13 protein-coding genes and 2 riboswitches are annotated in these 14,749 nt (G+C 37.4%); of the genes, 2 read left to right on the top strand and 11 right to left on the bottom strand.

Translation table 11 applies throughout. From position 1 onward, the window contains the following. Window positions 1-72 precede the first annotated feature (72 nt). Entirely contained in the window at window positions 73-747 is a 675-nt protein-coding gene (locus ACIQLB_RS16725) for a precorrin-3B methylase (RefSeq protein WP_400728067.1), read from the bottom strand. A 53-nt stretch (window positions 748-800) separates the two neighbouring features. Then, entirely contained in the window at window positions 801-1,802 is a 1,002-nt protein-coding gene (locus ACIQLB_RS16730) for an ABC transporter substrate-binding protein (protein WP_400728070.1), read from the bottom strand. A 175-nt stretch (window positions 1,803-1,977) separates the two neighbouring features. Continuing rightward, a riboswitch (cobalamin riboswitch) is annotated at window positions 1,978-2,163 on the bottom strand. Window positions 2,164-2,310: 147 nt separating this feature from the next. Between ACIQLB_RS16730 and ACIQLB_RS16735 the strand changes: the two genes are divergently transcribed. After that, a complete protein-coding gene (locus ACIQLB_RS16735; protein ID WP_400728073.1) occupies window positions 2,311-4,251 on the top strand; it encodes a GTP-binding protein in 1,941 nt (646 codons plus the stop codon). 249 nt (window positions 4,252-4,500) lie between these two features. On the opposite strand, the gene ACIQLB_RS16740 is transcribed toward ACIQLB_RS16735, so the two are convergent. After that, window positions 4,501-5,241, bottom strand: coding sequence for a hypothetical protein (locus ACIQLB_RS16740; protein WP_400728076.1), 741 nt, complete (start codon window positions 5,239-5,241; stop codon window positions 4,501-4,503). Window positions 5,242-5,486: 245 nt separating this feature from the next. Next, a riboswitch (cobalamin riboswitch) is annotated at window positions 5,487-5,670 on the bottom strand. Window positions 5,671-5,764: 94 nt separating this feature from the next. Then, complete coding sequence (locus ACIQLB_RS16745; RefSeq protein WP_400728079.1) at window positions 5,765-7,237, bottom strand: amidase family protein; 1,473 nt, start codon at window positions 7,235-7,237, stop codon at window positions 5,765-5,767. A gap of 460 nt (window positions 7,238-7,697) precedes the next feature. Here ACIQLB_RS16745 and ACIQLB_RS16750 point away from each other — a divergent pair, with 460 nt between their 5' ends. Beyond that, window positions 7,698-8,150, top strand: a complete 453-nt coding sequence (locus ACIQLB_RS16750; protein ID WP_400728083.1) for a DUF4181 domain-containing protein — start codon at window positions 7,698-7,700, stop codon at window positions 8,148-8,150. 138 nt (window positions 8,151-8,288) lie between these two features. On the opposite strand, the gene ACIQLB_RS16755 is transcribed toward ACIQLB_RS16750, so the two are convergent. The 7 genes from ACIQLB_RS16755 to ACIQLB_RS16785 all read right to left on the bottom strand — a co-directional run bounded on the left by ACIQLB_RS16755 (window position 8,289) and on the right by ACIQLB_RS16785 (window position 14,740). Continuing rightward, window positions 8,289-9,539, bottom strand: coding sequence for a methyl-accepting chemotaxis protein (locus ACIQLB_RS16755; RefSeq protein WP_400728086.1), 1,251 nt, complete (start codon window positions 9,537-9,539; stop codon window positions 8,289-8,291). 248 nt (window positions 9,540-9,787) lie between these two features. Beyond that, on the bottom strand, window positions 9,788-11,206 hold the full coding sequence (gene aspA, locus ACIQLB_RS16760) for an aspartate ammonia-lyase (protein ID WP_400728089.1): 1,419 nt from the start codon (window positions 11,204-11,206) through the stop codon (window positions 9,788-9,790). Window positions 11,207-11,681: 475 nt separating this feature from the next. Beyond that, complete coding sequence (locus tag ACIQLB_RS16765) at window positions 11,682-12,314, bottom strand: NAD(P)-dependent oxidoreductase (RefSeq protein ID WP_400728092.1); 633 nt, start codon at window positions 12,312-12,314, stop codon at window positions 11,682-11,684. A gap of 75 nt (window positions 12,315-12,389) precedes the next feature. After that, window positions 12,390-12,800, bottom strand: a complete 411-nt coding sequence (locus ACIQLB_RS16770; protein WP_400728095.1) for an Rrf2 family transcriptional regulator — start codon at window positions 12,798-12,800, stop codon at window positions 12,390-12,392. A gap of 113 nt (window positions 12,801-12,913) precedes the next feature. Beyond that, window positions 12,914-13,120, bottom strand: coding sequence for a thymidylate synthase (locus ACIQLB_RS16775; RefSeq protein ID WP_400728098.1), 207 nt, complete (start codon window positions 13,118-13,120; stop codon window positions 12,914-12,916). Window positions 13,121-13,164: 44 nt separating this feature from the next. Continuing rightward, the gene (locus ACIQLB_RS16780; RefSeq protein WP_370043214.1) at window positions 13,165-13,353 is read right to left on the bottom strand and encodes a hypothetical protein; all 189 of its coding nucleotides are present in this window, start codon (window positions 13,351-13,353) and stop codon (window positions 13,165-13,167) included. A gap of 409 nt (window positions 13,354-13,762) precedes the next feature. Continuing rightward, window positions 13,763-14,740: a thymidylate synthase gene (locus tag ACIQLB_RS16785; protein ID WP_400728101.1), complete on the bottom strand. Its 978-nt coding sequence runs from the start codon at window positions 14,738-14,740 to the stop codon at window positions 13,763-13,765. Window positions 14,741-14,749 lie beyond the last annotated feature (9 nt).

A 14,749-nucleotide genomic window follows, 5' to 3' on the forward strand; every position in this document is an offset into this window, starting at 1 on the left:
TCACCGTATTGAACTAGGAATTAATTATAGTTGATTAACAACCAAATAAAATTTCTTGCTTTCATAATTCGATTAAGTCTTACTTTTTAACATCTTCCAATAATCAGCAGATTTTGTTCTGCTATAAAATTTATAAAAAGGTTCATTTGGACGTGCATGTTCCTTATAGAGACTGATGATTTGCTTTAAAAAATCTTCAATATGCTCCACGCCTACCCTTTTTGCAAATAGAGCTCCGGCTTGTGCATTCGCCCCCATTGGTACTGCTCCTAAATAGACGTCAAAGCTATCCTTTTGATAGACAAGCCCAATATCATCATACACCGCATTATAACAGGCAGAGGCACAGCCATTGACGTTTACACGTAATCTTGTAGGGACCGTTATTCCTTCTAATGAATGATATAGCTGTTCAGTAATCGGTGCTGCCTCCATCTTATCCCCATCACAAAAATCACAGGCCTTCATCGCCACAATCGGTCCTTGCTTTGCCACATACAGACCAGCATCTTCTAGATCCTCAATCGTATTTGCTACATCTATTGTTGGAATAGATAATAATATGCTGTAAGAGGCTGAATATTTGATAGCACCAGTTTCCCCTACAACCTTAGCTATTGTTTTAAATTGTACAGGAGTATAATGCTTATTAATAATGCCGGGACTTACGGCAAGACGAGTAAAATCTCCATTACTGTTTAGCTTTTCAAAGGTTTTATCCGGTATATTTGTACGGAATGCACTCATTTATTCCTCTCCTTATAAAAAAAGAGCTAGCAAAACGCTAGCCCAGATTTTTTCTAGTTTTTAAAGCTTTCAGGATAGAAGCCTTTTGCTAATACTTGAATAGCTTCTGCAGCACGAACTCCTTCTGACGCAGCAGAAAGCGGTAAGATCACAAAGCGTTCATTTTTTACTGCTTCCGTTTCTTTTAGGGCTGGATCATTTTTTAAGAAATTTATTTTTTCTTCCGCTGTAGTTTCTCCGTAATCAACGACTACAACAACTTCTGGATTTCGTTCTACTACATCCTCTTTTGATACCGTAGTCCATCCTGATTCTACATCACCAAAAATATTTTTACCGCCAGCCATAGTGACTAGCTCATTCATAAAGTTCTGTCCAGCAGTAAAGACATCTTTATCTCCACTATCAAACACTAAAACGCGCATTTCTTTCCCATCTTGCGGTAATTTTGCTCGAACTGCCTCGACATCCTTTGTCATTTTCTCAATTAAAGCTTCTCCACGATCCTCAACGCGGAAAATTTTTGCGATATTTCGAATATCTGTGAAAATATCGTCTAAAGTAGGTTTCGTCATGTTTGAGGCAGTATGTAAATAGGTGTGAATCCCCAATGTCTCAAGCTCCTCCTGCGTACCAACACCTTTCTCTCCAAAGGCACTTTTCCAACCACCGTATAAAAAGTCTGCTTCAGCATTAATAACCTGCTCCTTTGAAGGATACTGTTCAGCTAACACAGGCACTTTATCGTAGGCAGCTTGCAGGGGCTCGTAAATTTTATCATCTAAGTATGCCGTCCCTACCATGGAATCTTCTAAACCTAAAGCCAGCATAATTTCTGTCACGTGCTGATTTAAGCTAATCGCTTTTTTGGGTGCTTCCTTATATACTTGTGTTGTTCCATTATTTTCAATGGTTACTTCTGTCGTTTCAGCTTGTGAAGGCTCTATTTTCTCACCCTTCGCTGCAGATTCTGGTTTGTCCTTTGCGTTACACGCGCCCAATATAGCGATCAATGCTATTGCAAAGACAAGCCATAATTGTTTCCATTTCTTCATGTCCTCTTCTCCTTTGATGTTAAATATATAGAAAGAAATCATTAGACTTCTTTGCTACCAAGTTCGTATTACAAGAAGTTAAAAAGGGCATAAAAAAATCCCCTTGTTTCCAAGAGGTTAGCATAGCGAAAGAAAGGTTCTTCAACCTGTTCACTATCTCCATCCTCGTGGTTTAAGTAAAAAATATATATTGGCAGGTATCCTGGCTTAGGTTCATCATCTATACGCCTTCCCATAGCGTGGCTACAGTGGCATCTCGTATAGACTCCCCATTTACAGTTGCGGGACAGCATCGGATTTGCACCGATTTCCCTTTTAAGCAAATGACAAAATCATTTGCACCAATACGTCGTTTTTATTTTGTTGTAAATAATCAGATACACAATCTTACAAATAAATCATAATCATAAATATATTAACACTATTGCGACATAAACTCTACACGAAATATTTTTTCACCCATTTCTGTTACAATGTTGATATGAATTAATAGAAACGAGGATTTTTTATGAATGTAACAATTGGAGTACTTGCTCACGTTGATGCAGGAAAAACAACATTTTCTGAGCAGTTACTATTTCATACAAACAGTATTCAAGCCCGTGGTCGAGTAGATCACCAGGACACATTTCTAGATAATCATGAGCTAGAGCGTCAGCGAGGCATTACGATTTTTGCAGAGCAAGGTCGCATGACGATTGGAAATGATACATATACGTTAATCGATACACCTGGACACGTCGATTTCTCGCCAGAGATGGAGCGTGCAATTCGGGTTATGGATTATGCCATTATTATTGTTAGTGCGGTTGAAGGACTACAAGGTCATACGGAAACAGTGTGGCAACTTTTACGCCAATATCACGTTCCAACCTTTTTCTTTATCAACAAAATTGACCGTGAAGGAGCGGATGTTGGAGCCGTAATGGCACAGCTTCAAAAGGACTGCTCTCAGGATGTACTATTAGTAGATGAACCGCTCCGTTCGGACTATGTTTCAACTCACATGATGGAGTGGCTTGCTGAACGTGATGAGCAGCTTCTCGATGCTTTTCTTAATGAGACATTGGATAGCTCTAGCTGCCTTACTCACTTACAAACGATGGTTAAACAGGAAAAGGCCTTTCTATGTTTTTCTGGCTCTGCCTTGAAAGATATTGGGATAAAGGAATTCCTAGCACAGCTTCCCCTACTTACAGAAACACATTTAAATAACAATGCCCCGTTCCAAGGTGAAGTGTTTAAAATTCGTCATGATGGGCATCAACGCTTAACTTTTTTAAAGGCACAACAAGGAACGTTACATGTGCGTGATGAATTTTCCTTTGGAGATGTAACAGAAAAAGTGACTGAGATTCGACTATACAATGGCAGTCGTTATGTAACAGTTCAAGAGGTCGAGGCCGGGGAGATTTTCGCTGTTAAAGGAATTAGTCAAGCAAACATCGGAGATATCATTGGTAATTCAGGTAACCCGCAGCCTTATGAATTAGTACCGACATTACAGGCGAAAGTACAATATGAAGGCGATCAACATATAAAGGATGTATTAAAAATTTTCCGCACACTCGAAGCGGAAGAACCATCATTACGTGTGCTGTGGCATGAAAAATTTCAAGAAATTCATGTACATATTATGGGTGTCATCCAACTCGAGGTTCTTGTCGACGTGCTTAATAAACGCTTCTCACTAGACATTTCATTTAGCGAACCCCAGATTTTATATATGGAAACGATCGCAACAACGGTGACAGGCTATGGTCATTTTGAGCCATTAAAGCATTATGCAGAAGTACATTTATTGATGGAGCCAAATACACGCGGTACTGGTAATACATTTGTCAATGCATGTCATGCGGATGATTTATCGGTAGGGCATCAACGACTCATTGAAAAACATTTATTCGAGCGCGCTCATCATGGGCTGTTAACAGGATTCCCTGTGACAGATGTTCGCTTCACTCTTTTAACGGGACGCGCACATATTAAACATACTGATGGTGGCGACTTCCGTGAGGCATCATTTCGAGCATTACGGCAAGGGCTAGAGCAAGCAGAAAATGTATTACTAGAGCCGTATTATCGCTTTAAGCTAAAAGCTCCTAGTGATTTTATCGGCCGCATGATGACCGATATTCAACAAGCTGCTGGTACATTTGAAGCGCCAATCTTAACTGAACATGATGCGATTTTAACCGGTCGAGCCCCTGTCGCAACATTTATGAGCTACAGTACAACCTTTGCTGCCTATACTAATGGTAAGGGCGTACTTTCTCTACAATTTGATGGTTATGATGTGTGTCACAATACGGAAGACATCATTGCACAAATTGGCTACGATAAAAACGCCGACCCCGAGTATACATCCTCTAGTATTTTTTGTACAAAAGGCAAGGGCTACTCCGTTCCTTGGCAAGAAGCAGAAGCAGCTATGCATTGTATTGACTGAATTCATAAAAACAGGACATGATTTTATATCATCGTCCTGTTTATTATGTTTCGTGGGGATTTACTATGCTATTGCGGGTAATCTTGCTTTGCGCGAGTACTTGCTCTCCTTTCGCGGGTATTTACTGTGCATCCGCGGGTATTCTGCCTTTGCGCGGGTATTTACCTTGCTTCCGCGGGTATTTACCCTGCTTTCGCGGGTATTCTTCTTCACCCAGCACGACTATTTTTATAAAGCTTGTACTGTTTTCTATGCTTGTTTAAAAATGCGATATGAAGGTTCCACAACGTGGCTATGGGAAGTAGAAAAATCGATTAAAATCTTGCCAGGTCGGCTTCTCAAAAGTTGCAAATTATCAATTAATTCTAGCAATAGTTCATGACCGTTACCACGTGGATGCCAGTTTAAATGATAATCATTAAGTTCCTTCACAGCTTCTAAAAATTGATGATACTCTCGCTCTACAAAATTAATCAGTTTTTTGTCTTTATGAGCTACCTGTGATAGATCCTCGAAATATGTTTCATAAAAGCGCATTACGATCGAGCACAATAAATCATTGACCCGAGCAGCACTTAATATTGGATTAGGATCTTGGGAAAGTCGCTCTAAATTTGGTTTTGCACGCGTCGAATCTATGCGTGTAATTAAATGATAATGCTCACCATTCACCTCATACACAATTGGATTTGTCGGCATATACATCATAAAACTATTTGTTTTTGTTTTAAGCTGATCTGTTATATCCGCCTTTGCAAAAAGGTGCCCTTTAATATTTTCATTTTGAATCCAAATAATATCTTTGTTATATAAAATTTGCTCAAATAATCGTTCATTACTAATAAGATTGCTAGCTATTAATTGATCAACAAGTGATTCTACAACCATTCTTGTTGTAGCTTTCTTAGTAACTTCAGTGCGTGGCTGCTTACAAATTTTCATATCTAAAGATTGTGGTTGCTGTGCTGTATATACATGAATATTCGTCATACTGCATCCTCTTTTCGTACATATTTTCAAAACGGAAGTCATCAGTAAAAAAAGGATTTCCTATTAACGCGAGGAAATCCTTCATTCTATCTTTTTCGTTCATCATATAATGTCAAACAATGCCCAAATATGAAAGAATTAGCTCGACAGCAAATACCTTCTTTTATCTTGGGCGTTTGACGTACAGTGACGAACAGAGCATTCTGTTTTGTCAACATGCCACCTCCTATTCCTCGTAGGGTTATGGTGTGTACTCATAATAGGCAGGTATCCTGACTCATGATCATCACTACTTTTCCCCTTCCCGTCGTTAAACAGTGGTCTATGAAAAGTCGCTCACATTTACAGTTGCGGGACAGTGTCGGATTTGCACCGACTTCCCATTTAAGTAAATCGCACGCAATTTACACCTATTACTCCACGCTATTCAGTTGTAAAGAAATTGGAAAATACCAGATTTCTTACTATTAATAGTAAAGTACTGTATTTTTAAAGTCAATTGAGGCAGTTAGATATTTTAAAACTACTCACTCAACTTCGGAGCTTTTCGTAATTTAGTTGCTTGCTCAAATGAAAATGCGAGTTTTATTAGAACATCTTCACTAAATGCAGTTCCTGCGAAAGTTATACCAAACGGTCTCCCATTTTCCATATACCCTGCTGGGACGGCAATAGACGGATATCCAGCTTTCGCACTTATTGTCGAACCTATATATGATGGAAAAATAATCGCATCTAATTCATATTTTTTTAATGTATAGTCGATTCCTTGTTCTTGAGAAAAATACAAATCCTCTAGTTTTGCATGTAAATAGTCAGAATCTCTTAACGTGTTCGATAATTTCTCTCTCGATTCCAATTTATCCTGCCCATATTTCAACGACTTTCCTTTTGAACGTTTATTAAATTGAATTAACTCAGAGATAGAATGGACAGGCATGTGAGAAGGTAGATTAACAAGGAAATTATTTAAACTATGCTTTAATTCATATTGCGGTACTCCCCATTTCCAGTCTCTATGAAAAGAAGGGATTTCGATTCCTTCTATAATTTCGGCTCCTTGCTCTCTTAAAACCTGAATGGCATTATTAAAAAGTGTTTCATCATATTCCCCTGAGTCATAATAAGCTTTTGAGGCATTATTATAAACACCAATTCTAGCACCATTTAATCCCGTTACATCTAAAAACTTGGTGTAATCCTTATATAATCTTCTTTCACTTTTATATGTAGCGACGTCGTCTTGATCTACTCCTGTTAATACGCCCAATAAAATAGCTGCATCTGTTACTGTTCTAGCCATTGGCCCTGCTGTGTCTTGAGAGTATGTAAACGGAATAATGCCTTGTCGACTAATGAGCCCAACAGTCGGTTTTATGCCGACTACTGAATTTTGAATAGCAGGACTTAAAATCGAGGCGTCTGTCTCAGTTCCAATTGATAAAACAGAAAAATTCGATGCTACCGCTACTGCTGACCCCGAACTAGATCCTCCCACAAAAAGTTCTGGATCACCATAAGGATTAAGTGTTTGACCACCTCGAGAACTATAACCTGCCCACATCGTACTCGACATACCATTTGCTAATTCAGTCATATTTGTTTTCCCTAAAATAACTGCCCCTGCTTCACGGAGCTTTTTTACTAGAAATGCATCCTGCTTAGCTAAATAATTTTCTAATGCAATTACGCCTGCACTAGTGTGCATAAAATCTTTCGTTTCGATATTATCTTTTAAAACTACCGGAATTCCGTGTAGAGGCCCTCTAGCCCCTTTTGTTAGTCTTTCCTCATCTAATGCTTCGGCAATAAATATCGCTTCTGGATTAATTTCAAGCATAGAATTAATCTTCTGTCCACCTTGATCATACTTAGCAATTCTGTGTAAATAATACATAGTTATTTCTTTTGATGTTATATCACCTTGTACCATAGCTGTCTGAATATCGATTACTGACAATTCTTCTTTAAAAAAGCTATTAAAATTTATCCCCATTCATACCCCCTACCTTTCTTTCAATATTATACCAATAAAATCAAATAATACCTAAATCATAATTTCATCTTTTAGTGTTTTTAAATAAATTTCAAAGTCTCCCCATGCTCCCGCACTCGAATACTCGTGTATGCATATAACCGGTACTTCCGTTTGTCGTACACTCTCCAATTAATTACCAAATAATGATCTGCTGTGCTACACTCTCTATACAGATAAAATTTTCAGTTAGTTTAGAAAAGGGTGGGATTCGGGATCATATGAAGAAGCTTAGAGGCATTTGGGTGTCACAATGTGCATATATGGCGCGTCTTTATATATCAAATATTTTCAAAAAGTCAGTGAAGGGTGGAATATAACTCTTCATGTTTTATCAGGAAGTTTATGTATTATAGAAATTAAATAATCTAGAGTTACTACCTCTTTCGTTTAGTTAAGAAAAGATCAGGTTGTGAGGTGAATGAAATTGAATAATATTAATATCGAATTTGGAACACTAATGCTTTTTCTAATTGTGCTTGTTTTAGTAATTAGTACTTTTGAATTTGTCATTAGAAGGCTGTTAGGTGTCGAAAGAAAGAAATGGTTTTCTTATAATCACATTAACGAAAGACATAAAAAACTAGATTGGTCTGTACGAATAATTTTTATGATTCTATTTTTAATTAGTTCGTATCAAACAATTCACTATGATAAAGTTGGAATTTTTCGGTATTCAGAACCGTGGTTTATCATGATTGTCTTTTTAATAGCATCTGAAATGTTACGAGCATTTATGGAATGGAGATATGCGGAAAATAAAAGAGATTTTGTTGCTACTCTCGCAGAAATGTTGTTTATGATTAGCATAGTATTTTTGACGATAAAAACGGATTTTTTCGGCTTATTTAATATTTTATTTCGAAGCTATTAAGTAAAGGAATCGGCTCTACGCTATCACTAGTAACAAAGATTAATCAATCCGCCTCATATAAAATAAAAAAGGTTATTTCGCAGAAAAAATTTATTCCTGCAAAATAGCCTTTTTTAATGAATACTATATTTCTTTCAATTAGTGTCTACTAAATCTCTGTGTCAGCTTTTGTAAATTTTCAGCCTGTGCACATAAGTCTTGTGACACTACCATGTTGACTGCTTGCATGGAGGCACTTTGCTCATCAACTGACTGCAGAACGACCTCTGTAGAATTAGACAAACTATCCATTCCATTAGCGATTGTCGATACTAATTTTGTCACCTCATTCGCACTACTTGAAAGTTCTTCAGCCGTTGCGGATATATCCTCTAGCTGGTTCGTCATTTTGCTAACATGCTGAGAGATCGTACCAAACGACTTTGTAGCCTCATCAATAACATAGACGCCCTGTTGAACATTTTTCAAGTCCTCTTCGACAGAAGTAGCTACTTGTTTTGTATCACTTTCAATGCCCACTACTAGCTCGACAATTTGAATAGCCGAATGCTTAGATTGCTCAGCCAATTTTCGAACTTCCTCTGCTACTACTGCAAAGCCTTTACCATGCTCTCCAGCACGAGCCGCTTCAATCGCTGCATTTAATGCAAGCAAATTCGTTTGATCCGTAATAGCCGTAATCATGTCTGTCATAGATTTGATATCCGTCATTTTTCCAGATAATTGCTGCATTAATTCACTTGTTTTTTCAGTAGAAGTCGAAATAAATTCCATCTGATTTTTAGCCACATGTAAAATTTCCGCACCGTTGCCTGCAATGTCATTTGCTTCTTTTGCATGATCAAATACATCTTGCGTTGCCACGGTAATACGTTCAATGCCATCAGCAGTTTCTTGCATAGCAATAGCACTTTCATTTGCAGACTGTGCTGCTTTCTTAAGACCCTCAGTCGTATTCTCCATTTGTGAATCAACTTCGTTAACTGCATTTGTAATTTCATTTGTACTTGCTGATAACTCCTCTATGCTCGCTGATAAATCTGTAGAACTACTGGCAATTTTTTGTGTCATCGTATGTAATTGTTCTTTCATCTCTATAAACGCTTTAGCTAAGTCTGAAATCTCATCATTGGAATTTATTTCAATCGGAGCAGTATGCAAATCTCCATCAGCGATTGCTTGAGCGGATTCTGCTAATTGATTAATAGGCTTAATAATTTTAAATTTCACATAGAAAATACAAGATAATGTCATAGTAATCCCAATTACCGTTAATAAAGTGGATAGCCATTTTAATGAAGTTAAATTTGCTAGGTCTATAATTAAAATGATACCCATGAGAACATTTAAAGTAGAAAAGCAAATTATACTTTTTTTACGTAAACTCATACTAAATTCCCCCAACTATTATATTATTCCAATGTAGTCATTATAGTTTAATTCTCCTGAAATTCATAGAAAAAAGACCAACTTTTGTAAGGAAAATGATTTACAAATGAGAAAGTACTTTCGTAATATCAAAAACCATTGTTTCAATGAAGATGTGATATAAAAGTATGACTCCTAAAATTTATTGACATAATAGTTTTTAAAAACAAAAAAGCACTTTGCCTTAGACAAAGTGCTTTCATAATAAATTATTTTAATTTCATAATACTTGATCCGGCAATACCAGGATGTGTCATCTCATATGGATCTAGAATTAAATCTAATTGCTCTTTCGTTAGTACACCTTCTTCAATGCAAAGCTCACGAATTGAACGACCAGATAAAATTGCTTCACGCGCAATTCGTGCAGCTACCTCATAGCCAATATGTGGGTTCACTGCTGTTAACACACCAACGCTTTTTTCCACATATTCTTTCATGCGGTCTTCGTTTGCTTCAATATCCTTCAAGCAATTTTGTGTAAATGCTCGGAACACGTTATTCATAATGCTAATAGATTGAATTAAGTTAAAGACAAGAACAGGCTCCATAACGTTTAATTCTAATTGTCCTGCTTCAGAAGCTAAAGAAATCGTATGGTCATTACCAATTACTTGGAATGCCACTTGGTTAAGAACCTCTGGCATAACAGGATTTACTTTCCCTGGCATAATAGAAGATCCAGGTTGACGAGCTGGTAAAACGATTTCCCCTAATCCAGCACGTGGACCAGATGCCATTAAACGAAGGTCATTAGCAATTTTCGATATATTAATCATACAAATTTTTAATGCGCCTGATACTTCTGTATAAGCATCAGTATTTTGTGTTGCATCCACCAGGTGTGTAGCGCCTTTAAGTGGCAATCCTGAAATTTCAGCAAGATGAACATCAACTGATTGAATATAGTCAGGAAATGCATTTAAACCTGTACCAACAGCTGTTGCTCCCATATTTACATCATATAAATTTGGGCGAGATTGGCGAATACGCGCAATATCACGTGTGATTACACGGCAATATGCTTCAAATTCTTGCCCTAATCGAATCGGTACAGCGTCTTGTAAATGTGTACGACCCATTTTAATAACATGCGCGAATTGCTCCGCTTTTTGGTGGAACACCGCTTGCATGTTTTCCATTGTAAGAAGTAGTTCATCTATCAAATTTAACACAGCAATATGAATTGCTGTTGGGAAAGCATCGTTTGTTGATTGTGACATATTAACATGGCTGTTTGGGCTAATTGTTTTGTAGTCGCCTTTTTCTTTGCCTAAAATCTCTAAGGCACGGTTAGCAATAACCTCGTTGGCATTCATATTAATAGATGTGCCAGCTCCACCTTGGATTGGGTCAACGATAAATTCAGCATCCCACTCGCCGTCAATAACTTCTTGTGCAGCCTCGACAATTGCATCTCCGATATCTGTTGAAAGTAGGTGTACCTCCATATTACTTAAAGCAGCTGCTTTTTTTACAATACCCATTGCTTTAATAAGAGCAGGGTGAATTGTATATCCTGTAATCGGGAAATTTTCAGTTGCACGAAGCGTCTGAATTCCGTAATAAGCATTGCTTGGTAAGGCACGTTCACCTAAAAAGTCTTTTTCTATTCGTTGTGTGGACATAATTGTCGTCTCCTTTTATGTAATCCTCACACTTGATAGTAGCTAATTAATGCCGTATTGTAAACAGTCATTTGTCTGTAAAATGAAAATTTCCTTGAAAAGATATTGTTATTCTCTAAAAACCGAGCACTACGCTGAAACCATTAAGATATAAGGTCACCACTTTTTTACTTTGGTTAGTCATTTTACTCGTTATTATTAAAGGGTTAGAAGCAAGAATACCCTTAGATCAACAGGAAATTAATTCAAGCTGATTATAAAAACATAAAGTGAAACTTTAAGCTGTGGGTTCATCCTTCACTGATTATTAATCTTCACCAATCGAACTATTACAATGCGAGATAAATTTTCCCAATCGTTCAGTAATCACAATATAAAAAAAGCTGAACTAATTGTTTGTATTAGTTCAGCTAATGTACACCATATTCCAAGAACACTTTGACTTATAAATATATTTTATATGTTCCGTTCTAAATCAATATTTATTAGAAGAAACTGTAAAACGGCTGTTAACATGCTTTGGATTTTCAATTTCATCTAACACTGCAACGGCATAATCTGCATAGCTCACATAACTTTCTCCAGCAGCATTTACTAATAAATGATCTTCTCCAGTAGTATAATTAGCTGTACGTGAACCTTCTGGATCAAAGAAAGCAGATGGGCTTAAGAATGTCCAAGTAATAGTTGATTGTTGTAAGTCACGTAAATTCTCACCTTGGTTTTTAGCTGTCGCGTAAAACATTTCTGGAAAATCCGGTGTATCCATTACGCGTACAGTTTTTTCTGGGTCTACAAACAGACTACCTGCACCACCGACAACAAATAATTTTGTATGAATACCAGTGAAAATTTCAATTAAATGACGGCCAGCTTTCACATGTAATTCCTCCTGACCAAAAGGAGCACCAAATGCATTTACGACTACGTCAAAACCTTTCACATCTTCTTGAGATAATTCATAGACATCCTTTTCAATTACTTGAATATTTGACGTTACTTTTGAAGATGAACGTACAATCGCAGTTACATCATAACCACGTTGCAGTGCCTCCCCTACAATTTTTTGTCCTGCTTTCCCTGTTGCACCAATTACCGCTATTTTCATATTAATAATTCCTCCTATTCTCATGTGTAACCATTCTAGTTACAGGTTGGATACAAAAGACCGACTTCGTTGATGTTAACGAAGTTGATCTAGCACATCCTGTAAAGTTTGTGCTTGTAGTTGTTCTTCCATTGCATGCCAGACAGATGTATAAACACCTTCCAATGTCCGTTGGATTTCTCGACCAACCGTACATGCTGGATTTGGCTCATCATGAATCGCAAATAGCTGCTCTGGCCCATCAATCGCATGGTAAATAGCTAATAGCGTTAAATCTTTCGGCTCCACTAATAAGTCATAGCCTGCAATACCTGATTGCGATGTTAGTAAGCCCGCTTTTTTTAACACACCGATCATTCGTCGCACGACAACTGGATTTGTATTCACACTTCCTGCGATATACTCAGACGTCAGCTGGCTTTTATCAGATGTTGTTGCAATGAGAGAAAGTATATGGATCGCTACCGAAAATCGACTGTTCACCATATGTATCACCACCTGTTGTAACTATTATAGTTACAGGTTTAAATAAAAGCAATTAAATTGCTCTACTTGCACCTGTATTTATTTTTTCTTTTTTACGGAGTATTATACGATGGTTATATTTTCTTTACGTAAATGACTAATTCTTGTCGTATTTCTCCATCTTGCTCATAAAAGTCTAAGTTATGAAATTCATACTTAAAATGGCCAACTGGAAACGTCACACTTTCGCCCTGCACCGCTGCTAATATGCCTGCTACATCATGTGACACCATTTGTAAAAGCTCTGTACCTGAAATCGCTTCTATAAAAATCACGTTCATTAAAAACACCTCCTCAGCTATTATAGCTTAGAAGGCGCTTACATTTATAGTCTTTCTTTATAACGTTTCAGGCGAATTTCCTCAATGACTTGCATCATATTATGTATTTGCTCCTGTGTTAGTTTTGTAGAGATGTGTGGTAGCTCAGATCCCTCTTTTGGTTGAGGAGTATTCATAAGCAATTTCGTCCTTAAACGTTGCTCACGTTCTCTTCCGTCTATTTGAAAAATCAATGATCTCCTCACATCATTCACCTCTAAATTTTTTATAGGACTTCCAGATTAAAACTTATATCGGAAAAATTTCATAAATTTAAACATCCTTCATATGATTGCTAGAGAAATTCGGCTATAAATTAGCCAATATGGCTCTTCCTGTTGCTTTGGCGGTTCTATTCGTCGCTTTGACTCTTCTTTCAGTCGCTTCGGCATTTCTATCCGTCCCTCTGCTGGTTCTTTCCGTCGCTTCGGCTTAACTATCCGACCCTCTGTCTTCTTTACATTATTTTGCCGGTTCTATCCATCCCTTTGCCTCTTCTATCCTTCGCTCTAACAAACCTATCCGCCACGTCAGCCATTCTACCCGACGATTCGCAAATAGTTCGCTAAAAAAAACAGCAGCCAAGACGGCTGCTGTTTCTGTTTAAACGGCAATTGGTGCTTTAATTGTTGGGTGTGGATCATAGCCATCAATAGAGAGATCTTCGAGCTCTATGTCGAAAATCGACGTTTTATTTGGATTAATTTTCAAGGTTGGCAGGTCCTTAGGCTCACGTGAAAGCTGTTCTTTTACTTGGTCCACGTGATTTACATATATATGAGCATCCCCAATGCTATGAATAAATTCGCCAACTTCTAAACCACATTCATGTGCAATTAAATGTGTCAGTAATGCATATGAGGCAATATTAAATGGACAGCCTAGTAATGTATCAAGGCTTCTTTGCATTAGCTGACAGCTCAATTTACCATTTGCGACATAAAATTGGAACATCACGTGACATGGAGGTAATGCAGCTTTACTGCCCTTTGCTCCAGCATTGATAACATCTTCTGGATTCCACGCATTGACAATAATGCGTCGTGAATCTGGATTGTGTTTGATTTGATCGATTACATCTTGCAATTGATCGATACTTTCCCCTGTTGATGTTGTCCAATTACGCCACTGCTTGCCGTAAACATTTCCAAGCTCGCCGTATTGACGTGCAAATTCATCATCTGTTAAAACACGCTCACAAAATGATGCTAACTCTTTTTTATAGTCAGCATTGAAAGACTCGTCCACTAAGCAACGACGACCAAAGTCAGTCATATCAGGACCTGAATATTCATCAGACTCAACCCATTTTTTAAAAGCCCATTCATCCCAAATATGATTGTTGTTTTGTAGTAGATAACGAATATTTGTATCCCCTTTGATAAACCAAAGTAACTCGCTTGCTACAAGCTTGAATGGTACACGTTTAGTCGTTAAAAGAGGAAAACCTTTGCTTAAATCAAATCGCATTTGATAGCCAAATACACTATATGTACCTGTTCCTGTACGATCTTCCTTTTTAACGCCATTATCTAATATATGTTGTAGTAAATTTAAGTACGCGATTTCTGGATGCGCCATGTTAATAAA

The organism is Lysinibacillus sp. NPDC092081, from assembly GCF_044755845.1.
GTDB lineage: Bacteria > Bacillota > Bacilli > Bacillales_A > Planococcaceae > Lysinibacillus.